Annotated in this window: 17 protein-coding genes and 1 other annotated feature; of the genes, 10 read left to right on the top strand and 7 right to left on the bottom strand. The window is 35.2% G+C overall.

Annotation, left to right across the window (positions count from 1 at the left end):
* Positions 1-339: 339 nt before the first annotated feature.
* A complete protein-coding gene (locus BM183_RS19015; protein ID WP_091688969.1) occupies positions 340-762 on the bottom strand; it encodes a VOC family protein in 423 nt (140 codons plus the stop codon).
* A gap of 44 nt (positions 763-806) precedes the next feature.
* Positions 807-1,007 carry a hypothetical protein gene (locus tag BM183_RS19010; protein WP_091688967.1) on the bottom strand — a complete coding sequence of 67 codons (201 nt, stop codon included), beginning with the start codon at positions 1,005-1,007 and terminating at the stop codon, positions 807-809.
* A gap of 529 nt (positions 1,008-1,536) precedes the next feature.
* Between BM183_RS19010 and BM183_RS19005 the strand changes: the two genes are divergently transcribed.
* The 5 genes from BM183_RS19005 (at position 1,537) to BM183_RS18985 (ending at position 7,353) form a co-directional block, all read left to right on the top strand.
* On the top strand, positions 1,537-2,463 hold the full coding sequence (locus BM183_RS19005; RefSeq protein WP_091688965.1) for an ABC transporter permease: 927 nt from the start codon (positions 1,537-1,539) through the stop codon (positions 2,461-2,463).
* Positions 2,464-2,479: 16 nt separating this feature from the next.
* The gene (locus tag BM183_RS19000; protein WP_091688963.1) at positions 2,480-3,490 is read left to right on the top strand and encodes an ABC transporter permease; all 1,011 of its coding nucleotides are present in this window, start codon (positions 2,480-2,482) and stop codon (positions 3,488-3,490) included.
* An 11-nt stretch (positions 3,491-3,501) separates the two neighbouring features.
* Positions 3,502-4,527 carry an ABC transporter ATP-binding protein gene (locus BM183_RS18995; RefSeq protein ID WP_091688961.1) on the top strand — a complete coding sequence of 342 codons (1,026 nt, stop codon included), beginning with the start codon at positions 3,502-3,504 and terminating at the stop codon, positions 4,525-4,527.
* Positions 4,511-5,485 (top strand): ABC transporter ATP-binding protein, encoded by a 975-nt coding sequence (locus BM183_RS18990; protein ID WP_091688959.1) that lies wholly within the window; start codon positions 4,511-4,513, stop codon positions 5,483-5,485. Before BM183_RS18995 ends, BM183_RS18990 begins: the two co-directional genes overlap by 17 nt.
* Positions 5,486-5,691: 206 nt before the next feature.
* Positions 5,692-7,353 carry a peptide ABC transporter substrate-binding protein gene (locus BM183_RS18985; protein ID WP_091688957.1) on the top strand — a complete coding sequence of 554 codons (1,662 nt, stop codon included), beginning with the start codon at positions 5,692-5,694 and terminating at the stop codon, positions 7,351-7,353.
* Between the two features lie 187 nt (positions 7,354-7,540).
* Here the strand turns inward: BM183_RS18985 and BM183_RS18980 are convergent, their stop codons facing one another.
* Entirely contained in the window at positions 7,541-10,282 is a 2,742-nt protein-coding gene (locus BM183_RS18980; protein ID WP_207650163.1) for a cation-translocating P-type ATPase, read from the bottom strand.
* 232 nt (positions 10,283-10,514) lie between these two features.
* Between BM183_RS18980 and BM183_RS18975 the strand changes: the two genes are divergently transcribed.
* The gene (locus BM183_RS18975) at positions 10,515-11,888 is read left to right on the top strand and encodes an MATE family efflux transporter (RefSeq protein WP_242961056.1); all 1,374 of its coding nucleotides are present in this window, start codon (positions 10,515-10,517) and stop codon (positions 11,886-11,888) included.
* 129 nt (positions 11,889-12,017) lie between these two features.
* On the opposite strand, the gene BM183_RS18970 is transcribed toward BM183_RS18975, so the two are convergent.
* On the bottom strand, positions 12,018-12,629 hold the full coding sequence (locus BM183_RS18970; RefSeq protein ID WP_170848085.1) for a DedA family protein: 612 nt from the start codon (positions 12,627-12,629) through the stop codon (positions 12,018-12,020).
* 298 nt (positions 12,630-12,927) lie between these two features.
* Here BM183_RS18970 and BM183_RS18965 point away from each other — a divergent pair, with 298 nt between their 5' ends.
* The 4 genes from BM183_RS18965 to leuS all read left to right on the top strand — a co-directional run bounded on the left by BM183_RS18965 (position 12,928) and on the right by leuS (position 21,260).
* Complete coding sequence (locus BM183_RS18965) at positions 12,928-14,730, top strand: ABC transporter ATP-binding protein (protein WP_091688953.1); 1,803 nt, start codon at positions 12,928-12,930, stop codon at positions 14,728-14,730.
* A 118-nt stretch (positions 14,731-14,848) separates the two neighbouring features.
* A complete protein-coding gene (locus BM183_RS18960) occupies positions 14,849-16,582 on the top strand; it encodes an ABC transporter ATP-binding protein (protein WP_091688951.1) in 1,734 nt (577 codons plus the stop codon).
* Positions 16,583-16,795: 213 nt separating this feature from the next.
* Positions 16,796-18,346, top strand: a complete 1,551-nt coding sequence (locus BM183_RS18955; protein ID WP_091688949.1) for a L,D-transpeptidase family protein — start codon at positions 16,796-16,798, stop codon at positions 18,344-18,346.
* A gap of 136 nt (positions 18,347-18,482) precedes the next feature.
* Positions 18,483-18,747 (top strand) — a binding site (T-box leader).
* Positions 18,748-18,851: 104 nt separating this feature from the next.
* Positions 18,852-21,260, top strand: a complete 2,409-nt coding sequence (gene leuS, locus BM183_RS18950; RefSeq protein ID WP_091688947.1) for a leucine--tRNA ligase — start codon at positions 18,852-18,854, stop codon at positions 21,258-21,260.
* Between the two features lie 98 nt (positions 21,261-21,358).
* Here the strand turns inward: leuS and BM183_RS18945 are convergent, their stop codons facing one another.
* From BM183_RS18945 to BM183_RS18935, 3 genes are all read right to left on the bottom strand, one after another.
* Positions 21,359-21,634, bottom strand: a complete 276-nt coding sequence (locus BM183_RS18945) for a hypothetical protein (RefSeq protein ID WP_091688946.1) — start codon at positions 21,632-21,634, stop codon at positions 21,359-21,361.
* A gap of 87 nt (positions 21,635-21,721) precedes the next feature.
* A complete protein-coding gene (locus tag BM183_RS18940) occupies positions 21,722-22,276 on the bottom strand; it encodes a hypothetical protein (protein WP_091688944.1) in 555 nt (184 codons plus the stop codon).
* Between the two features lie 150 nt (positions 22,277-22,426).
* Positions 22,427-22,906, bottom strand: a complete 480-nt coding sequence (locus tag BM183_RS18935; protein ID WP_091688942.1) for an S-ribosylhomocysteine lyase — start codon at positions 22,904-22,906, stop codon at positions 22,427-22,429.
* Positions 22,907-23,329: the final 423 nt, after the last annotated feature.

The following is a 23,329-nucleotide window of genomic DNA, read 5'->3' as shown; positions in this document are numbered from 1 at the left end:
TGTTCCATTTTTAACAGGATTTTCTTTCAGGTATCCATTAACCATTTCACGTAGAGCCTGTCTTTCGGGAGACTCGTTCCTTCTTCTTTTCGCCATAAAATAAACCTCCAAACTGAGTAATTTTATTTTACATCAGTTTGAAGGTTTACACAAACTTTGGGATACTCCCAATAAAAAGGACATGATTTATGTAATTGATTTATTAATAATCATTACCATATGGCATGTCCTTTATTTATTATAAGTTATACTTTAGAAAACAGACAACTAAATAAATAGAATAAAGCCACTAATTAAGTTTGAAAATTTGTACTATTAAAACAACAAAAAATTACACTTCTATTGAATGCGTTTGGTCATGGGATGCTCGTCCTTAAACTGAACTAAGTCCCAAAGGTTCCCATACAAATCTTGAAATACTGCAACTATTCCGTAGGGCTGTTCTTTGGGTTCTCTTACAAAATCTATCCCTTTTGAAACCATATCCTTATAGTCTCTCCAAAAATCATCTGTACCTAAGAACAGAAATACCCGTCCACCGGACTGATTACCGATAAATTGCTCCTGTTCCGGCTTAGATGCCCTTGCAAGCAAAATGGTTGTTCCTAAAGAACCTGGCGGAGCTACTACAACCCATCGCTTATCCTGTTCCGGCTGGTATGTATCTTCTACTAAGGTAAAATGAAGCTTTTTAGTATAAAAATCTATAGCTTCATCGTATTCTTTTACAACTAATGCTATATGTACTACAGATTGAACCAATATAATTCCCTCCTTAATAAAAATATTTATACCAATTTTACATTCTAGTATTGAATCTTCTTTGTTTCTCCGATTTTATATGTAAAAGATTTAATTATATTGCCACTATATAATACAATAGAATCTGTACTGCAAATAGAAATATCTTTTACATATGGCATCTCATCATACATATTAAAAGTATCTTCTAGAGATGTATCATATGGTCCTTTATCCTTTAACCTTCTAAGCTCTTCTTTTGTCATTTTTATCCCCCAATCTTGCTATGCATTTCTATATGCCTTTAGTTTTAGTTATTTTGATAGAAGATGGTAAAACATATGTATACAAAAATAAGTATATAACATATAATTTTTCTCATATAAATTATAACATGAGATTAATATAAATGCAAAATAATGAAAACCATTTATTGTAATCAATACATGAAAATTCCCTGGTAATGTATGGTATTCATCGAATTTCTACTATTTTCTATTGACTTTCTGTAATGAAAAAGTTATTATTTATAACCATGAATATAATAATTTATATTAAAAATTTTAATGTACCTAATTAGTTTTTTTAATAAGGTTTCGAAAGAAAATCAATATTGCTTTATGATAGAGCAATATATTTTTTTCAAAGCATGTATACATGTATTTTTTAAAACCTATAATGTCGAATATTGTAGAATTAGAAAGATAAATGTAGAACATACTTTCATAAAATTATTGGATAAATACTATCCTTCAAGTAATTGTACACAAAAATAATAAAAGGTAGGTTGAAAATATGGGAAAGTATATTGTTAAACGAGTTGGATCTGCACTATTTACAATCTTTATTGCAGCAACTATAACATTTTTTATCATGAATCTGGTTCCAGGTGATCCTTTTATGAGTGAAAAAGCACCAAGTGCAGAAGTAAAAAAAGCTCTGGAATTAAAATACGGTTTAGATAAGCCCCTGATTATACAATACAAAAATTATATGATAAATCTCTTAAAAGGAGATTTTGGTGTAAGTTATAAACTACAAAAAAATAGGCAAATCGTTGATATTATAAAGGAATCTTTCCCTACTTCAGCAAGATTGGGAGCATTTGCTGTCCTTTTTGCTGTAACCCTTGGTATACCCCTTGGATGTATCGCAGCATTAAAAAGAAATAAATGGGTGGATAATGTTATTCGGGTATTATCTACACTGGGAATTTCTATTCCTGGATTCGTTATAGCCACTACCACCATGATTATATTTACAGTTAATTTAAAATGGCTGCCTACTTCCGGTTTAAAAGGGCCTGCCAGCTATATTCTGCCGGTATTTACCTTGGGATTTTATCCCATGTGCTATGTTGCAAGGCTTATGCGCTCCAGTATGTTGGAATCCCTTAGCCAGGATTATATCAGAACTGCAAAAGCAAAAGGTATGAGCAGTTTTATTATAACATTTAAACATGCATTAAGAAATTCCTTAATTCCTGTTATTACTTATTTGGGACCATTGATTGCCAGTGTGTTAACCGGTGGTTTTGTTGTAGAGCAAGTATTCAACATTCCCGGTTTAGGAAGATATTTCGTAAAAGCACTAAATGGCAGGGATTATATGGTTATTATGGGCACAACAATATTTTTAGCTACTTTAATTATATTGATGAATCTTGTCTGTGACTTGCTGTATAAAATCGTAGATCCAAGAATCAAGCTTGGTGAAGAGTAATAGGAGGAGAAGATAGATGAAACTACAAAAAAATAATTTATTGAGTATGCAGATAAAATTATCTCCGGAAGATTTTGAACCTGCCACTAAGCAAGAACAGGAAGATTTAAATAAATTAACTGCAAACACAAGTTACTGGAAGGATGCTTGGAGAAGGCTTAAACAAAATAAAATAGCTATGATTTCCTTAGTTGTAATTATTTTATTTATTATATTTGCCTTTGTTGGACCTTCTTTGTCACCATATACCTATGACCAACAGGTTAGAGGAGATGAAAATATGGCCCCCAACCTAAAACATCTTTTTGGAACAGATCAATTGGGACGTGACTTGTTAACTCGTGTTATGGTAGGCTCAAGAATATCCATAATCATTGGTGTAGGTTCTGCCCTAATTGTATTAATAATCGGATCTTTGTATGGTTCCATTGCCGGGCTATTAGGCGGTGTAACAGACAATATTATGATGCGTATTGTTGAAATTATCTATTCGGTGCCGGATATATTAATTATCATCTTGTTACAAATTGTTATTAAAGAACCTCTCCAAAAAGCATTTGACTCAGGTTCTGCACTTGGCTGGCTTCAAAAACTTGGTCCCGGTATCGTAGCCATCTTCATCGTATACGGTTTATTATACTGGGTAGGTATGGCAAGAATCGTCAGAGGACAAGTATTGCAATTAAAACAAATGGAATATATCAATGCTGCATCAGCATTAGGGGCTAATAATAAGCGTTTGATTTTAAAACATTTATTACCGAACTGTATTGGTACCTTAATCATTACTACCATGCTTCAGATTCCATCTGCTATCTTTACAGAATCCTTCTTAAGCTTCTTAGGTTTAGGAGTATCTGTTCCAATGGCCAGTTTGGGTAGTTTAGCATCTGAGGCATTAAATGGTGTACAGTCCTATCCATACCGGTTATTATTCCCGGCAATTGCAATCAGTATAATCATATTAGCATTCAACTTATTTGGTGATGGACTTCGTGATGCCCTGGATCCAAAAATGAAAAAGTAGGAGGTGGAAACATGGCTGAAAATAAGAGTAAGAACCTATTGGAAGTAAAAGATTTGGAAGTATCATTCTTTACTTATGCAGGAGAAGTAAAGGCAGTAAGAAGTATTTCTTATGAATTAAAGCCCGGTGAAGTTATGGGTATTGTAGGAGAGTCCGGAAGTGGTAAGTCGGTTTCCTCCTATGCGCTAATGGGAATCATTCCTGAACCCGGTAAAGTAATCGGTGGAAATATTATATTTGATGGTAAAGATATTACCAATCTAAGTGAAAAAGAGAGATTAAAAATGAGAGGAAAAGACATTGGTATGATTTTTCAAGATCCAATGACATCTTTAAATCCGGTTTTCACAGTTGGAAATCAAATTAATGAATCATTAAAAAAACACACCAATTTAAATAAAGAAGAAAGAACTGCAAGAATTATTGAACTATTTAGACTTGTTGGTATTAATCAGCCTGAAAAGCGTATGAATCAGTATCCACATGAATTTTCCGGTGGTATGAGACAGCGTGTTATGATAGCCATGGCACTGGCATGTAATCCCAAATTATTAATTGCCGATGAACCGACTACAGCTCTTGACGTTACCATTCAGGCACAAATTGTTGAATTATTAAAAGAGTTAAAAACCAAAATAAATATGGGAATCATCTTTATTACCCATGATTTAGGTGTTATTGCAGATATTTGTGATAAAGTAGCTGTTATGTATGCCGGAAATATAATTGAAACAGGTAGTATAGATGAAATATTCTATGAGCCAAAGCATCCCTATACCTGGGGATTGTTAAGATCCATGCCTAAATTAAATGCAGAAGAGCATGAACGTTTAGTACCAATCGAAGGTAATCCGGTAGACTTAATTAATCCTCCAAAGGGTTGTGCTTTCGCACCAAGATGTAAACATTGCATGAAGATATGTTTAGAGAAGAAACCGCCTGCTTATAATATATCTTCAGGTCACGATGCCCTTTGCTGGCTGCCTATTAAAGATGAATATGAAAAGGAGGTAAAAAACAATGGGAAGTCAGAATAATGAAAATTTAATTGAAATTAAAAACCTTAAAAAATATTTTCCCATAAAATCCGGATTTAAAACCTCCAATGTAAAAGCAGTAGATGATGTAAGTTTATTTATCAAAAAAGGTGAAACCTTAGGGCTTGTTGGTGAAAGTGGCTGTGGAAAAACAACATTAGGAAGAACGATTCTAAGACTACATGAGCCTTCCGGCGGACAGATATTATATAATGGGACAGATATTACAAAAGCGAATATGCATCCCCTTAGAAGAAAAATGCAGATTATATTTCAGGATCCTTATGCATCTTTAGATCCAAGAATGACCGTAGGAGATATTGTTGGGGAGCCACTTGATATTCACAAAATGTTTCAAAATAAAAAAGACAGACAGGAGAAAATATACTCCTTATTGGAAACAGTTGGTCTAAATAGAGAACATGCTAACCGTTTTCCTCATGAATTCTCTGGTGGACAAAGACAAAGAATAGGAATTGCAAGAGCTTTGGCAGTAGAACCGGAATTTATCGTATGTGATGAACCGGTATCGGCGCTGGATGTATCCATTCAGGCACAGATTGTAAATATGTTGGAGGATTTGCAGGCAGAGAAAGGCTTTACTTATCTCTTTATTGCCCATGATTTATCTATCGTAAAACACATCAGCAATCGTATTGGCGTTATGTATTTGGGACATTTAGTGGAATTAACAGAAAGTAAAGAGTTGTACCGAAATCCATTGCACCCATATACTCAAACTCTTTTATCTGCCATTCCTATTGCTGATCCAAAAACAAGCAGGAGCAAGAATCGAATTGTTTTAGAAGGAGATATTCCAAGTCCTCTAAATCCACCTAGTGGATGTCCTTTTAGAACAAGGTGCCCTCATGCTACCGAACGGTGCGCCCAGGAAAGACCTGAATTAAAAGAGTATGGAAGCGGCCACTTTGCAGCTTGTCACAATATTAAACAATAAAATTTATATTCTTAAGTGATTTAAGAAATACTATTACAGCGAAAACAGCGAATTTGCTATAAAACAGGATAGCAATGGCAAAGGAATAAAGTTTTATTCTTTTGTATTTCTATAAATAAGTCATACAGTGAAATAGAGTTTGCAGGTTAATAAGGTAAAGAGGGATGTAATATCACTCTATTGTGCTAGTAAATAAGGAGGAATTTATGAAAAAATCAGTAACGAGAAAATCACTAGTAATGCTGCTTGCATTAACTATGCTGGTTACTACAGCTCTAACAGGCTGCGGAAAAAAAGCTACTAATAATACCGGTAATCAAACTGGTAATGACACAGCAGATGGGTTAGTAATTGATGTAAGTGTTGGACCGGAACCGGAGACAATTGATCCAACTATTAATACAACTGTTGATGGTGCAGCTTATATCAACCATGCATTTGAAGGATTAATGAAATTAGACCCGGAAGGTAATATTGTAGAGGGTACAGCAGAAAGCTATGAAGTAAGTGAAGATGGATTAGTTTATACATTTAAGATCCGTGATAATGCAAAATGGTCAGATGGAACTCCTTTCACTGCGGATGCTTTTGTATATGCTTGGCAAAGATTAGTTGATCCTGCAACAGCATCACAATACAACTACATTATTGATATGGTTAAGAATGCCAATGAAATTATGGCAGGTGAAATGGATAAATCCGAATTAGGAATTAAAGCTTTGGATGAGAAAACTGTTGAAGTTACTTTAGCAGTGGCAACACCGTATTTCTTGGAAATATGTGCATTTCCAGCTACATTTCCATTAAGAGAAGATATTGTGTCTGCAAATCCTGATACATGGATTCAAGATGCTTCTACTTATATCGGTAATGGACCATATATATTAGATACCTGGGATCATCAATCTATGATTGTTATGAAGAAAAACCCCAACTACTACGGTGTAGAAAAAGTAGGCCCAGATACAATTAACTTCCACTTAATGGAGGACAAGAACACAATTCTTGCTTCTTTTGAAAATGGAGAAATCTTATTTGGTGATGATTTACCAAGTGAAGAAATTGAAAGAATGACTGATAAAGGTTTATATATCCAAGGACAATTAGGAACCTATTTCTTATGTCTAAATGTAGAAAATGAAGCTTTAAAAGATGCAAATGTAAGAAAAGCTTTAACTCTTGCAATTGATAGAAATTATATTGTAAATTCTGTTACTAAAGGCGGACAGCAGCCAGCAGATACATTCGTACCAACCGGTTTATCCGATGTGGAAACAACAACAGAATTCCATGAGGTATCAAATAAATGGTATAGTGTTGATCCTGCTGATTACGAAGCAAATGTAAAAGAAGCGAAAAAACTTTTAGCAGATGCTGGATATGCAGATGGAAAAGGTTTCCCAACTGTTGAATTAATGATTAATCCAGGCCACGAATCAATCGCTGAAGCGGTTATTTATATGTGGCAGCAAGAATTGGGAATCAATGCAACCATATCTTCTCAAGACTGGGCAGTATTTTCAGATACAAGAAGCAGCGGTGATTACCAAATCGCCCGTCATGGTTGGTTAGCAGATTACAATGATCCTATTTCTTTCTTAGATATGTGGGTAACTGGCGGCGGTAATAACGATGCCAAGTATTCTAATACAGAATATGATAAATTAATCAAACAAGTTAAAGCTTCTTCTGACAGAAAAGAAAGAATTGATTTAATGCATCAGGCAGAGGATGTTTTAGCAAAAGATATGCCAATTATTCCTCTTTACTTCTATACAGATTTATATTTGAAATCAGATAAATTAGAAGGATTCTATACATCTCCATTAGGATTTAAATTCTTTTCTAATGTATCTGTTGCAGAGTAATAAATTATAAGTAAAAGGTTTTACAATTAAATATTAAGCTGTTACAAAACTGTCAGTCTGAACCTATAAGGGAAGACTCTTATCTTCACTGAGTTTAGTTTACTTTCTCAGAATGATATGGTTTTGTAACAGCTTTTTATTGTACTATGGAAGATGTTAATATTTACATATGGTACTAAAAGTAAAATTATTTTTTTGGCATAGATTTCTGAATCTCTACTATTACGACAGGCAAAAAGGATAAAACCAATACCACCGACCACTGAGCAGCATTTAAAGGTACTACTTTAAATATATTTGCCAATGGTTTAAATGAAATAACTATTACCTGAAGAAAACCACATACGAAGAAGGACAGCAATAACTTTATATTAGAAAACAGACCGATCTTTGTCAGTGAATGCTCACTTCTCATATTAAAGGAATGAAACAGCTGAGAAAGACTTAATACAGCGAAAGACATGGTTCTTCCTATATTTGGAACCAGTGCGGCAGCTATGGATACGGTGTTGCCATGCAAAAGAAGGGGATCTGTAATTACTTGGCTGTCGTATACCCGGATACCAATAATAAATGCCAATAAGGCAAGGAAACCTATCATAATTCCTTCGAATAAGATTTTAAATACAAGCCCATCTGCAAACATTCCTTTGTTAGGGGGAATGGGTTTCTTCTTCATAATATCTTTTGCAGCAGGTTCCACCCCTAAGGATATGGCAGGTAAGGAATCCGTTACAAGGTTTACCCACAACAATTGTACTGCCAGCAGAGGGGAAGGTAAGCCTAGAAGAATTGCTACAAAAATGGTAATGATTTCACCTATATTGCAGGATAAAAGAAAATGAATGGCTTTCTTAATATTGTCATAGATACCTCTTCCTTCTTTTACCGCTGCTACAATGGTAGCAAAATTATCATCTGTCAGTATCATATCCGCTGCATTCTTGGCAACATCAGTTCCTGTTATTCCCATGGCGCAGCCAATGTCGGCAGCTTTTAAAGCAGGTGCATCATTTACACCGTCACCGGTCATGGCAACTACCTCTTCCCGCGCCTGAAAGGCTTTTACAATGCGAACTTTATGTTCCGGAGAAACTCTCGCGAATACGGAATAACGGTGAATCTGCTCTACCAAGGTATCATTATCAATCCTAGCAAGTTCTGCTCCTGTCATAGCAAGGTCTCCCGAACCCATAATTCCTAACTCTTTTGCAATAGCACATGCGGTGGATACATGGTCGCCAGTAATCATAACAGGTTTGATTCCCGCCATTTGGCAGGTTAGTACCGCTTCTGCAACTTCTTCTCTTGGAGGATCTATCATTCCAATTAGACCAACTAAAATTAACCCCGATTCCAAAGGCTTTTTAAATTCCAGATTGGACACACTTCTTTTGGATGGATTGTAATTTGTAATATCAGAAGAGGAGATATTTTTATAGGCTACAGCAATGACTCTTAATGCACGTTCAGCCATACTTTGGTTTTGCTTTTCCATAAATTTAATATGGGTCTGAGTCATAGGTATTTCTCTGCCGTTTTGATAAACATGGGTACATTTTGGTATTAAAATATCCGGAGCACCTTTAGTAATACTGCGGATATTTCCGCTGGCTTCCCTATGTACAGTGGTCATCAGCTTTCTTGTAGAGTCAAAAGGGATTTCATGAATTCTGGGATTGTTTAAATCTAATTGGGGCTTTAATATTCCGCACTGGTAAGCAGCTAATATAAATGCTTTTTCTGTGGGCTCTCCTGTTGCGGAAACAGAGGAATGCTTACCTTTGTTTGTTACTTGGAGAATAGAGTCGTTACATAAGGAGGTTAAAGTTAACAGTAGCTGACTGTAAGAACTGTCAGGCCTTTCTTTGCCATGAATGGAAGCAAGTTCTGTTACCGTCATTTTATTCTGGGTTAAGGTACCTGTTTTATCGGAACAGATTACCGTTGCACTACCAAGGGTCTCTACAGCAGGAAGCTTCCTAATGACTGCATTCTTTTTAGCCATTCGCTGTACACCAAGGGAAAGCATAATAGTTACAATGGCAGGGAGACCTTCCGGTATGGCAGCAACAGCAAGGCTGACAGAGGTCATAAACATATCAAATATAGGACGGTTCTTTAAAATACCAATTATAAATATTACAATACAGATTAGCAGTGCAGCTATGCCCAGGGCTTTTCCCGTACTTGCTAATCTCTTTTGCAGGGGTGTCATGGGAGTATCGTCTTCCATAATTAACTTTGCGATATGACCTACTTCCGTATTCATACCGGTAGCAGTAACGATTGCAGTTCCCCGGCCATATGTAACAATACCTGTTGCAGTGACCATATTACTGCGGTCTGCAAGTAAAGCGTCTTCTTTTAATACAATGTCTGCTTCTTTTTCCACCGGATGGGATTCACCAGTTAGGGAAGCTTCATCCACTTTTAAGTTTGTAGCAGTAATCAGTCTTCCATCTGCAGGAACAAAATGACCGGTTTCCAGATATATAATATCACCCGGAACCAATTCTTTTGCATCTACGCTGGTAATGATTCCGTCACGTAAAACATGGGCTGTAGGAGCGGACATTTTCTGAAGTGCTTCTAAGGATTTTTCAGCTTTGGTTTCCTGCAATACACCCAATATGGCATTAAGTGTGATAATAAGTAAAATAATAATCGGATCTACAAAATCCAGTTCTCCATGCAATAAGGAAACCAAAAAAGATATAAGAGCCGCACAGATTAGAGTAATGATCATAAAATCAGCAAACTGATTAAAGAATTTTATAATAATATTTTTCTTTTTTTTGGCTGCCAATATATTTAGACCATATTTTTTTTGCCGTTTTAATACCTCTTTTTTGGATAATCCCTTATCAATAGAAGTTTGTAATGTTTTTTCTGCCTCTTCTTTGGTGATACAGTGCCAATTCATCATACTTAACCTCTTTTCTCACCTTTACCTTTTTTCATGTATGTCTAAATAATTATATGAGGCAAGTTGCCAAACAATACATTCCTACTTGTACTACATAGACAAGAAATAATTCAAAACCTTCAATTTTTTTATATGGTGTAAAAACAAATTAAATTAATATGATTTACTTTTTATTTATTTTCTATATAATAAATAGGGACGTATAATATATATAAAAATATAGATAAGACGAATGAAAGGTATTATTCAGATGAAAAAAGATATGACCACAGACATGACAGTAGGCAGCCCTGCAAAGCTATTACTTCGATTCGCCATTCCTTTGTTAATAGGAAATGTATTTCAACAGTTATATAATATGGTAGATGCTATCGTAGTTGGTAACTATGAAGGAAAAGAAGCTTTAGCAGCAGTAGGGACAACAGGTCCCATCAACTTTCTTATTTTTTCCCTGGCTTTGGGATTGGCAGCGGGCATATCCATAATTACTTCCCAGTATTTTGGAGCAAAGGATGAAGAAAATATTAAAAAAAGCTTTGCAACGGGAGCATATGTAATTATAGTTGCATTGGTTACCATGGGGATCTTGGGGTTTTTTGCCAGCAGACCTATGCTTGAATTATTGAACACCCCGGAGAATATTATTGATCAGTCAGTTACATATTTAAAAATCTGTAGTGTTGGTATTATAGGAATTGGAGCCTATAATTGGATAGCTACTATATTAAGAGCGTTAGGTGATTCCATAACCCCATTAATATTCTTGATTGTTGCCTGTGTTTTAAATATAATTTTAGACTTAGTGTTTGTTATTGTTTTCCATATGGGAGTTGCAGGAGTAGCCTGGGCAACTATTATTTCCCAGATAGTAGCGGCAATTGGTTGTATATTATATGCCCTTAAGAAAGTTGAGTTACTGAGAATACCAATGAAAGAATTCCGCCCGGATAAGGGGATTGTGAAGAAATGTTTATTACTGGGCATCCCGGTTGCTTTACAAAATTCTTTCGTATCCCTATCTACTATGGCACTGCAAGGAGTTATTAATAATTATGGCGACACTATAATGGCATCAGCTACTGCTGCAACTAGAATTGAACAGTTGATACTTCAGCCTGGCGTATCCCTGGGAATGGCAGTGACTACCTTTACAGGACAGAATATAGGTGCAGGAAAGTTTGATAGGGTAAAAAAAGGTTTTGCTTCAGCTACAAAGTTTATAGTTGGATTTAGTTTATTTATGCTTCCTGTAATCTATTTTGGAGGAGGGACTATCATAAACTTATTTATCAAAGCCGAAGATAAGGAAGTAATACGAATCGGTATTGAAGCTCTAAGAGTTCCCTGTTTCTTCTATAGCTTTGTTGGAATGATTTTCGTCACCAGAAACTTGTTAAGTGGTGCCGGGGATGTGAAGATTCCTATGCTTATGGGCGTTACAGAAGTAGTGTGTAGGGTAGTGTTTGCCAATATATTATCTTTCCATTTTGGATACCAGGGTATTTGGTGGGCAACAGGTCTGACCTGGCTTTTAACTGCAACTGTTGGATGTATTCGATATGCATCAGGAAAGTGGAAAGATAAATCCTTGGTAACCAGTTCTTAGATTTATTATAAAATCATTTCTTTTACCACAACTTACTGAAAATAAAACCAGGTAAAGTCAATATAAGGGTACATGGTCCCTAAGAACAGTAAAAATAAGCTGATTCTTAGAGGGTGTGTACCCTTATAATTATTTTGTTTCCGTTTCTGCTTCTGGACTTTTCTTTTTTCTCGCTCTGACTATAATAGTTAGTACAATCAGAACCGTTAAAGGTAATATGATATCTTTATACCTAGCATAATATGTACTGACTAAGCTCCATTTATCATGTAATATAAATCCCAATCCTATTAGTACAGCATTCCAAACAGTAATTCCAAAGAAAGAGCATATCAGAAAAGTAATTGGGTTTTGCTTTGCGGCACCTGCAATAAATGCAATATAGGTACGGCAAAGGGGTATAAGCCGGCCAATACAGACTGCGAATCCTCCGTATTTTATAAACTTTTCCTGAGAAGATTGTATTCCATTCCCTGCTTTGGGAAATTTTTTAACCAGCCTGTCAATTAGAGCACCTCCTCCCACTCTACCTACTGTATAACAAAAGCTAGTGCCCAGTAAACCGGCAATTACACTGACAGGAAGAATAACGAAATAGTTTATATGCTGCAGAGAAGCGATTGCACCTGAGAAAGGCAGAACAATTTCACTAGATATAGGAAAACATGCGTATTCAATTAGTATGATAAAAAACATAGCCCAAATCCCATGTTTGAATATAAGATTTGTAAAGTAATTCATGAAATCTCCTAGGGGAATGAATTTATTAATATATATTAGTAAAAAACTATATTCATGATTATATTTCAAAGAAAAGTATTTTAAGGGAAGGTATATCAAGAAAAGAGTTTTATGAATTAGCATTTTCGAAAAATATATATTTTTAGAATTGGAATTCTATTAACAAAAGCAGTAAAGAATGCTATAATCTAATACGATTGGTATTTTGGAAGAAAACAAAATATCATATTTTATATCAAAGAAATGAAGAATCTATTTCAATAAATTTACTTGAAGTAGAAGGATCGGAGTTTAACATATGAGAAAATTATCGCGTTTTTTAAAACCCTATACAAAGCTTTTGGTTATTGGACCCATGTTCAAGCTTTTTGAAGCAATTTTAGAATTGTTATTGCCTTATTTTATGTCCAAGGTCATTGATATAGGTGTTGCAAGGGGTGATGAGAAGTATATTATTACCATGGGCGGTATCATGTTGTTAACAGCAATTGTTGGCATATGCTGTGCCTTGGCCTGTCAATATAGTGCCTCCTTAGTTTCACAAGGGGTTGGTACGGATATCCGGAATGAAATGTTTAAACATATCGGAACTTTTTCCAATGCAGAGATGGACCACTTTGGAACTTCTTCTTTAATTAATAGAATAACAGGTGATGTAAATCAAGTGCAGCTTGCGGTGGCTATGTTAATTCGACTTGTAATTCGTGCCCCTTTTCTTTGCATTGGCGGTTTGGCCATGGCATTTATAATAGATATTAAATTATCTATTATTATGCTGGTTGTTCTGCCTTTATTTGTCCTCATACTTATACTTACCATGAAAAAAACCGTTCCTTTATATAAGGCGGTACAAAAGAGTATTGACCGTATCGGTCTGGTATTACGGGAAAACCTTAGCGGAGTTCGTGTTATTCGTGCATTTGCCAGAACAGATTACGAAAAGGAACGATTTGCAAATAGAAATAAAGAATATTCAGATCATGCCATGAAGGTAGGCAGGATATCTGCTTTGCTAAACCCTTTGACAAATCTGGTTCTGAATTTTGCAATTGCAGCAATTATATGGTTTGGGGGAATTCGTGTTAATAAGGGAAGCATGACAACCGGCGAAGTAATTGCGTTAATCGGTTATGTTACTCAGATTCTGGCTGCTTTGATCGTTATCTCAAACTTGGTTGTTATATTTACAAAGGCATTTGCATCCGCTGCCAGGGTTTCGGAAGTTTTAGATACACAATCCACCATAACAGATAATGTTGAATCATTCAATATATCTGATAAAAATATGAATCCAGCAAAAGTTAACCAATCAGATTATAATGAAAGCAGACAAAATGATTTGCTAAATACAGATATGGGAATGAATTACGACTACATTGTAGAATTCAAGGATGTTGCCATGTCCTATGATAAAAGTGATAATTATGATATCGAAAATATAAGTTTCAAAGTTAAACGTGGTGATACCATAGGAATCATTGGCGGCACTGGTTCCGGTAAATCAACGATAGTAAACCTTATTCTAAGATTGTATGATGTTCAAAAAGGATCTGTTTTGGTAGAAAATAAGGATGTGAGAGAGTATAACCTTCATGAATTAAGAGGAAAAATAGGACTTGTTCCACAAAAATCCGTGTTATTTACCGGTACCATAGCAGAAAATATTCGTTGGGGCAAGGAAGATGCCACTATGGAAGAAATAAAACGGGCTGCGGATATTGCACAGGCATCAGAATTTATTGAGCGTATGCCGGAGGGATACAACAGTAAGATTTACAGAGGCGGAACCAATGTATCTGGGGGACAGCGGCAAAGACTTACCATTGCAAGAGCTATGGTTCGCAGGCCGGATATTCTGATTTTAGATGACAGTTTTAATGCACTGGATTATTTAACTGATGCAAATCTTAGGAAAGCTTTAAAACTTCAAACTAATGCCATGACAACCTTTATCGTTACTCAAAGGGCAAGCACCATTAAATCAGCAGATCAGATTATTGTATTAAATGATGGTGAAATAGCAGGAATTGGTACACATGAAGAATTGCTTGATACTTGTGAAGTATATCTAGAAATCTGTCAGTCCCAGGAAATGAATTAATAGGTGCTAAAGGGCCGGAGTCCAGGTTCGGCTGAAAAATTAGTTTTAACCGGCAATTTGTGCTGGAGTAAAAGCTGCAGTATATTAAAAAGCGCTAATGCGCTGGAATCGAGGCACTATGAAAAGAACAACTATTAAACGAATCTTTGGTTATGTAGGAAAATACAAAGTACATCTGATTGCACTTGTTATCTGTGCTATCCTTGGAAATACTTTATTTATATTAAGCCCGCTTCTAACAGGAAAGGCAATTGATTATATTATAGGAGCAGGCCAGGTTGATTTTCAAGGTTTAATACGCACTATCAGCAGTTTGCTTTTAATTTATATAATAAGCAGTATATTTCAATGGCTCATGTCTGTTATAAGTAATATTGCAGCTAATAATACCATACATGATATACGTAAAGAAGCTTTTGATAAATTAAATACTCTGCCACTTCGTTATTTTGACAGTAACCCCCATGGCGATATAATCAGCCGGTTAACCAATGATATTGAAGCAATATCCGATGGGTTATTTCAAGGTATAACCCAGATTATATCGGCGGTAATAATTATAATCGGATGCTTTATCTTTATGCTGACAATCAGCCCTATTATTACTTTAGTGGTGGTGCTGATTACACCCCTTTGTTTTTTTATAGCTTCTTTTATAGCCAAGCATTCAAAACGAATGTATGGAGCTCAGACAAAAACAGTAGGAGAACTGAATGGATATGTAGAAGAAATGATAGGAAATAGTAAAGTAGTTAAAGCATTTGGATTTGAACAAAATACCTTGGAACATTTTAAAGAAATAAACAGCCGGTTGTATACAGTTGGTCAGAAGGCACAATGGTATTCTTCTTTAACCAACCCTACTACACGGTTAGTAAATAATATAGCCTATGTTTCTGTAACAATGATTGGCGGTTTCATGGCACTGGCAGGCAGATTATCTGTGGGAAATATCGCAAGTTTTTTAACCTATTCCAATCAATTTGCAAAACCAATCAATGAAATAACCTCCATTACTTCTCAGATTCAGTTAGCAATAGCTTCTGCTGAAAGGATATTTGCATTATTAGATCAGGAGTCAGAACCTGAGGCATTAAAACCGAAAGAAGGCCTTGAGAACTGCCAAGGAGAGGTTACATTTAAAGATGTGAATTTCTCATATTCTCCCGAAGTTTCTTTAATCAGGAATTTTAATCTGCAAGTTAAAAAGGGACAGACTGTAGCTATAGTGGGTCCAACCGGTGCAGGAAAGACTACCTTAGTAAATCTGTTAATGAATTTTTATCAAATAAATTCGGGAGAAATTCAAATTGATGGGAAGAACATATACTATATTCATCGGGACAAACTAAGACAATCTATCGGTATGGTATTACAAGACAGCTGGCTGTTCTCCGGAACAATAGCGGATAATATAGCGTATGGCAAACCAGAAGCTTCCAGAGAAGAAATTATAGAAGCGGCTAAGGCTTCCTGGGCTCATAGTTTTATTAAAAGATTACCAAATGGTTATGATACCCTTATAGATGAAGAGGGAAGTAACCTGTCTCAGGGACAAAAGCAGCTTCTTACTATCGCCAGAGTCATGATTATGGATCCTCCTATGTTAGTCCTTGATGAAGCTACCAGCAGCATTGATACCCGTACAGAAATAAATATACAGAAGGCATTTCATAAAATGATGGAGGGAAGAACCAGCTTTGTAATAGCACACCGGCTTTCAACTATTAAGGAAGCAGATGTGATACTGGTACTTCAAAACGGTAATATAGTAGAGCAGGGCAAGCATGAAGAGCTATTAAGGCAAGCAGGATTTTATCACAAATTATATTATAGCCAATTCACTGCTTAACAAATATATAGAAGTCCTGATTGTAGTTTATGTAAGGGGGGTTGGAAGTATTGAGCTAATATTTAAATTTTTATTTCATATTCTTTAACACTTTTGAAATAGATGTGACACGGGAATAACACAATAGTAATTTATGGTATTTTATGAAGTTTTATTTCATACACTGATTTGACAAGTTGTATTTGTCTTAAATAAGAAATAAGGAGAGTGTGAATGTATAAGAAATTAAAGAAAAGAATACCAATGATGATGCTTATGATCGGGTGCCTTATTTTCAGTTTTGCTGTAATGAAAGTTACAACTGTATCGGCCAAAAAGGATTATCCCTATTATATAAAAGTAAATAAGCAGCAAAATTGTATCACCGTGTACGAGAAAGATAAAAATGGAAAATATACGGTTCCTGTGAAAGCCATGACTTGTTCTACAGGTTGGGCAACTCCCTTAGGTACATATAATACCATTGAAAGATACAGATGGAAATTGCTTATGGGTGATGTATGGGGACAATATTCAACGCGAATTGTTAAAGGAATTCTGTTTCATTCTGTATGGTATTATAAGATGGACCCTTCCACCTTATCGGCCACACAATATAATAAATTAGGTTCTACTGCCTCCCACGGATGTATTCGGATAACCGTTGAAGATGCCAAATGGATATACGATAATTGCCCTGTTGGAACCACTGTAGAGATCTATAATGATAAGGATCCGGGACCTTTAGGCAAACCGGAAACCATTAAATTAAAAGCCGGTACTGGGTGGGATCCTACTGATACTAACAAGGATAATCCATTTAACAATAAAGCCCCGAATATTAACGGTGCAAAGAATCGAACCATTGAATGGGGAACAGAAATTGATTTATTAAAGGGAGTAACTGCTACTTCTACAACGGGTATGGATATAACCTCTAAAATAAAAGTAGAAGGAAAAGTTGATAGCTTTACAGCTGGTAAATATAAGATTATTTATTATGCTACCGATGCTATTGGAAGAATGAGCAAGAAAGGGGTCACCGTTACAGTAAAAGAGGGCTCTTTTGAACCAGTACTTACAGGCATTACAGACCGTTATGTAACAAGTAATATGATAGTAGATAGGGATTTTGCTTTGGAAGGAGTAAGTGCCTCCGTAAGAAGAAAAGCAATCTCTAATGATAACATTGAAGTAGAAATTATTAAGGATACGGAAGAGACTTACACAATCGTGTATTCCGCTACAAAGAATGGATATAATACTACAGAAACATCTACGGTTTATATTGATGACGAAGCACCTGAAATAAGTGGAATTGACCACAAAGAAATTACCTTAAAAGAGTTACAATCAGGCAGTAAAGGAATAAAGAAATTGGCGGCTGAAAATCTATCTGTAAGTGATAATCTATCTAAGCTAACGATAAAAGATGTTGTCATTAATATAAAAACAATAAGTGATTATGGTTATTACGTATCATATCATGTTAAAGACAAAGCTGGAAACAAGACAAGTATAACAGTGCAATTTACTTATTTTGGTGATGCTAAAATAAAAGGTGTAACAAATCGGGAAGTTCCTTCAGAAACAAAAATAACTAAAGAATTTGTTATGGAAGGAGTTACTGCATCTAATAAAGCCGGAGGCTGCACCAGTCAAGTGGAGATTCAGATTGCTGATATGAAAAACGGAAAATATAAAGTAGAATATTTGGCTCCCAATACGGATGGCAGTTATATAAGCGTTATTTCTTATTTTACAGTAAAAGAAGGAAGCTTATAAAGGATGCACGAAAGAAGAAAATAAGAAGAGTGGATCTACCATATTCATAAAATATAGATGGGAACAAAAGAAGGATATAATATAATTACTTGACAAAAGTAAACCATTTGATATAAAATAAGTCGTAATAGAATAAATAGAAACTATGAAAAGGAGTATTAAGAGAAAATACATCTAAAGAGAGCTGTCGGCTGGTGTAAGACAGTGGTGAATATCTCCCAACTCGCCTTGGAGTTCCTCAATTGAAACAGTATTTAATTTAAGTAATATAAAATGTTAATTCTTGTTTATACTATGTGTAGGTTGAGGCGGAAATTCCCGTTATAGAAATTACGAGAGCGTTTTAACTATTTAAAACGAATTAGAGTGGTACCACGGAATCAAACCTTTTCGTCTCTATTTATAGAGGCGAAAGGGTTTTTTATGTTATAAGAATATAATTTTTTAACATAAATTACTGATGTTTGTGGAACTTCAAATTATATTGAATTAGGAGGAATAGATTATGGCTACACCATATAATCACAAAGAGATTGAGAAGAAGTGGCGTAAGAACTGGGAAGCTAACCCGGTTAATGTAAACGATGGAAAGAAACCAAAATATTACTGTCTGGATATGTTCCCTTATCCGTCCGGAAGCGGTCTTCATGTAGGACATTGGAGAGGTTATGTAATCAGTGATGTTTGGAGCAGATATAAGATACTAAAAGGCTTTTACATCATCCATCCAATGGGCTGGGATGCATTTGGCTTACCGGCGGAAAATTATGCAATCAAGATGGGTGTTCACCCTAAGAAATCAACAGCAGAAAACGTTGCAAATATTAAGAAACAGATTAATGAAATCTCAGCAATCTATGACTGGGATATGGAAGTAAATACAACGGATCCTGAATTTTATAAATGGACACAATGGATTTTTGTTAAGATGTTTAAAGCAGGCCTTGCCTATGAAAAGGAAATGCCCATTAACTGGTGTCCTTCCTGTAAAACAGGCTTAGCAAATGAAGAAGTTGTAAATGGCAGCTGTGAACGCTGTGGTGAAACAGTTACAAAGAAAAACTTAAAGCAATGGATGTTAAAAATAACTGCTTATGCCGATCGTTTATTAAATGATTTGGATAAATTAGACTGGCCGGAAAAGGTAAAGAAGATGCAATCTGACTGGATTGGCAAGAGCTATGGTGCAGAGATTGATTTTGAAGTAGATGGTACTGATGAGAAAGTGAAGGTTTATACAACTAGACCGGATACTTTATATGGAGCTACTTTTATGGTATTGGCACCGGAACATGCATTAGCTGCAAAATTAGCTGCACCGGAGCAAAAAGCTGAAGTAGAAGAGTATATCACTAAATCCTCCATGAAGTCTTCCGTAGACCGTTTGCAGGATAAAGAAAAAACAGGTGTATTTACTGGAAGATATGCAATCAATCCTTTAAATCAGGCAAAAGTACCTATCTGGATCTCTGATTATGTATTAGCGGATTATGGTACCGGAGCAATTATGTGTGTACCGGCTCATGATGACAGAGATTTTGATTTTGCAACTAAGTTTAATATCCCTATTATTCAGGTAATTGCAAAAGATGGAGTAGAAAATCGGGACTTAAGGGAAGCTTATACAGAACCGGGAGTTATGATTAATTCCGGAGAGTTTAACGGAATGAAGTCCGATGATGCAAAGCGGGATATTCCGGGAATCTTAGAATCAAGAGGTATTGGTAAAAAGACCACTAACTATAAATTACGTGACTGGGTATTCTCAAGACAACGTTACTGGGGAGAACCAATTCCTATTGTGCATTGTGATCATTGTGGTGCAGTTCCGGTACCGGAAGAAGAATTACCATTATTATTACCGGAAGTAGACCATTATCAGCCAACGGGAACCGGTGAATCACCCCTTGCGGATATCCATGAATGGGTAAATACAACCTGCCCTGTATGCGGTGCTCCAGCTAAGAGGGAAACCAATACCATGCCTCAATGGGCCGGATCTTCCTGGTATTTCTTAAGATATGTGGACAGTAAGAATAAAGAAGAATTAGTATCAAAAGAAAAGGCAGAAAAATATCTTCCGGTTGATATGTATATTGGCGGCGTAGAACATGCGGTACTGCATTTACTTTATTCCAGATTTTATACTAAATTCTTAAATGACATTGGTATTGTAGACTTTGATGAACCATTTACTAAATTATTTAACCAAGGTATGATTGGTAAAAATGGTGCCAAAATGAGTAAATCGAAAGGAAATGTAGTTTCACCGGATGATTTGGTAAGAGATTATGGCTGTGACTCTTTAAGGCTTTACGAATTATTCGTAGGACCGCCGGAATTAGATTCAGAGTGGGATGACAGAGGAATTGATGGTGTATACCGTTTTATCAACCGTTTCTGGAATCTGGTATATGATAATAAGGATAAAGGTATCAAAGCAACGGATGAAATGATCAAGACAAGACATAAGATGATTTATGATATTACTTCCCGCTTAGAATCCTTTAGCTTAAATACCGTAGTAAGTGGATTTATGGAATACAACAATAAATTCCATGATATTATAAAATCCCAGGGTGGACTTGATAAAGAAACTTTGGAAACAGCAGTTATATTATTAGCTCCTTTTATTCCTCATGTGGCAGAGGAATTATGGATGCAATTAGGTCATACTGAAAGCGTATTCCAAGAAACATGGCCAGAATATGACGAAGAAAAGATGAAAGAATCTGAAATTGAAATAGCCGTTCAGATTAATGGAAAGACAAAGACAGTAGTTATGATTAATGCGGACGAAGCAAAAGATACAGCAATTGCCAAAGCAAAAGAAGCCATTGCAGATAAACTAACTGGAAATGTTATAAAGGAAATCTATGTTCCCGGAAAGATTGTTAATATAGTAATGAAGTAGTGAGAAGACTACCAGGATTATTTATTAATATATGATAAAAAACTTTCTGAAAAAGAAGCTGGCACCACGACTTTTGTGGTACCAGGCTTCTTTTCTTTTTATTTTCTATTTGCCATCATTCTTTTAACCATTTCTATTTTCTTTTTATCTGCCTCTGGTAAGTCTCTTGTTAAAATGTCGGTCATTAAATCAGATTCCTGGGGGGTAAAAGTTAGTCCCATAGCTTTCATTTTGGCATTGGTTGCAACAAGAATAGGTACGGCTTTCTCAACGGATTTCCCTTCTGTTTCATTCACAAATTCTGTGATAAATGCCAACTTTCTGGGGTCAATATCTTTTATGGCAGGATGGTTCATCCAAGATAAATCTTTCATAACTACCTCTTTTTCATATTATTTCTTTACATTATATGCATAAGATTATAAGATAATCACTTACAATTGTTATAAGTAAATAGTTATTTATGATGTCTGCATAGTATTTAAAATCATGCTAAGATTTTCAAAGGTACTCTTTTGCTCAGGTGGCAGCATGGAGGATAGCATTTCCATCATACTGGGATCTATATTCATGCCAAACATGCCGCCCGAATTCCCAGAGGAATCGGTACCAGGATCAAATCCGGTGCCCTCAAAACCTTCCGTTCCCTGTGATTGAGAAGCCATTACCTGACTTAAATTCATATATGTTTGATATAAGTTTTTAGCCTTAAAAATATTAAGAAAGAAATCTATAATTTCCCTTTCACGGGGATAACAAACCGCTCTGACGCTAGTCAACAGTGCTTCCAAATCAATAGACTGTTTACGCACACTTAATGAAGCAACGGAATGATTATTACTTAAATCTTTAATCGTTGTCATTAATTCACCTGCCCTCACAAAAATATCAACAGTTTGTTGGGAGTCACTGTCAAGATAAGGAAATGCTGCTTTTAATATGTCCATTATATGAACAATCTGGCTTTTTCCTGATGATTCTTCCTCTTGATCCACTAATTTATAGGTGGTATCCATGGCTTCTCCATTTCTTCTTTATCATTATACTATATTCATCTGGTAAGAATTTATTACAACTCGTTTTAGGTGATAGAATTTTCTCCTTAGAAGAACCCATTAGTTAAATGATAAATAAAAACAGAAATTTTTATAATCATAATAAGATTTCTAATTAGGATATATCAAATTTGCCTCCGTAACAGAGTAGAGTACTTCTTCTAAAAAGCGGTTGGCAAGGTATTTTGCCATATTCAAATTCATATCTAAATAATTACCGCAGCCTTCTGCAGAAGCACCGGGAACTTCCCCTTCAAAATCTTTTATAAATTCAAACATACCTATTAGCAGTGATATAATATCTTTAGACTGATAATCCCCTGCCAAGATTAAATAAAATCCGGTTCGACATCCCATTGGCCCAAAATATATAGTTTTGTCTGCATAATCAGGATGATTTCTTAAATAAGTAGCAGCCAGATGTTCTATAGTATGAATTTCAGCAGTATTCATTACAGGCTCAAAATTCGGTCTTGTCATGCGGATATCAAAGGTCGTTAAAACTTCTGTACCTACTTTATCCTTTCTTGATACGTAAACCCCTCTTAATAATTTCATATGATCAATGGTAAAACTAGCGATTTGTTTCATGATAATCCTCTTTTCTATAATTTAATTTATGAAATGAATTGAGCCAATCATTTAAGTAAAAATATTATATCATATATTTCCGATTCACTAAAGAAAATAAATAAAAATTTAGCGTAGTAGGACGCTCAATGTCGTCAACTTTAGATGATAGCAAATCTCTACATGAAAAATATTATATTATTTATATTTTATATTTTCATTTTTAAAGAAAAAGAGTATACTAAATACACCTAACAGAATAGGCTTTTTTTGCAAATATTCACTTAATATACTTATAAAGTTGGTTTTGAATTTTTGTGATATTTTCTTCTGTTACGTGTCATTTGTCGTTCATATTTCCGGTTGCGGCGGATTTGTGAACGACATTTTTGAATTTCGTAAATTAAATCGTTATATATGTAAATCCAGTCTTTTGATGATTCT

The sequence above is a fragment of the Anaerocolumna aminovalerica genome, assembly GCF_900115365.1.
Taxonomy (GTDB): domain Bacteria; phylum Bacillota; class Clostridia; order Lachnospirales; family Lachnospiraceae; genus Anaerocolumna; species Anaerocolumna aminovalerica.
Note: the sequence above shows the minus strand (reverse complement) of the source record. Positions and strands in the feature narration are given on the sequence as shown.

Excerpts from the sequence above, each read along its gene's own strand:
- BM183_RS19010 (WP_091688967.1), bottom strand. The coding sequence starts at position 1,007 with ATGACAAAAGAAGAGCTTAGAAGGTTAAAGGATAAAGGACCATATGAT.
- BM183_RS19005 (WP_091688965.1), top strand. The coding sequence starts at position 1,537 with ATGGGAAAGTATATTGTTAAACGAGTTGGATCTGCACTATTTACAATC.
- BM183_RS19000 (WP_091688963.1), top strand. The coding sequence starts at position 2,480 with ATGAAACTACAAAAAAATAATTTATTGAGTATGCAGATAAAATTATCT.
- BM183_RS18995 (WP_091688961.1), top strand. The coding sequence starts at position 3,502 with ATGGCTGAAAATAAGAGTAAGAACCTATTGGAAGTAAAAGATTTGGAA.
- BM183_RS18990 (WP_091688959.1), top strand. The coding sequence starts at position 4,511 with ATGGGAAGTCAGAATAATGAAAATTTAATTGAAATTAAAAACCTTAAA.
- BM183_RS18985 (WP_091688957.1), top strand. The coding sequence starts at position 5,692 with ATGAAAAAATCAGTAACGAGAAAATCACTAGTAATGCTGCTTGCATTA.
- BM183_RS18980 (WP_207650163.1), bottom strand. The coding sequence starts at position 10,282 with ATGATGAATTGGCACTGTATCACCAAAGAAGAGGCAGAAAAAACATTA.
- BM183_RS18975 (WP_242961056.1), top strand. The coding sequence starts at position 10,515 with ATGAAAGGTATTATTCAGATGAAAAAAGATATGACCACAGACATGACA.
- BM183_RS18970 (WP_170848085.1), bottom strand. The coding sequence starts at position 12,629 with ATGAATTACTTTACAAATCTTATATTCAAACATGGGATTTGGGCTATG.
- BM183_RS18965 (WP_091688953.1), top strand. The coding sequence starts at position 12,928 with ATGAGAAAATTATCGCGTTTTTTAAAACCCTATACAAAGCTTTTGGTT.
- BM183_RS18960 (WP_091688951.1), top strand. The coding sequence starts at position 14,849 with ATGAAAAGAACAACTATTAAACGAATCTTTGGTTATGTAGGAAAATAC.
- BM183_RS18955 (WP_091688949.1), top strand. The coding sequence starts at position 16,796 with ATGTATAAGAAATTAAAGAAAAGAATACCAATGATGATGCTTATGATC.
- leuS (WP_091688947.1), top strand. The coding sequence starts at position 18,852 with ATGGCTACACCATATAATCACAAAGAGATTGAGAAGAAGTGGCGTAAG.
- BM183_RS18945 (WP_091688946.1), bottom strand. The coding sequence starts at position 21,634 with ATGAAAGATTTATCTTGGATGAACCATCCTGCCATAAAAGATATTGAC.
- BM183_RS18940 (WP_091688944.1), bottom strand. The coding sequence starts at position 22,276 with ATGGATACCACCTATAAATTAGTGGATCAAGAGGAAGAATCATCAGGA.
- BM183_RS18935 (WP_091688942.1), bottom strand. The coding sequence starts at position 22,906 with ATGAAACAAATCGCTAGTTTTACCATTGATCATATGAAATTATTAAGA.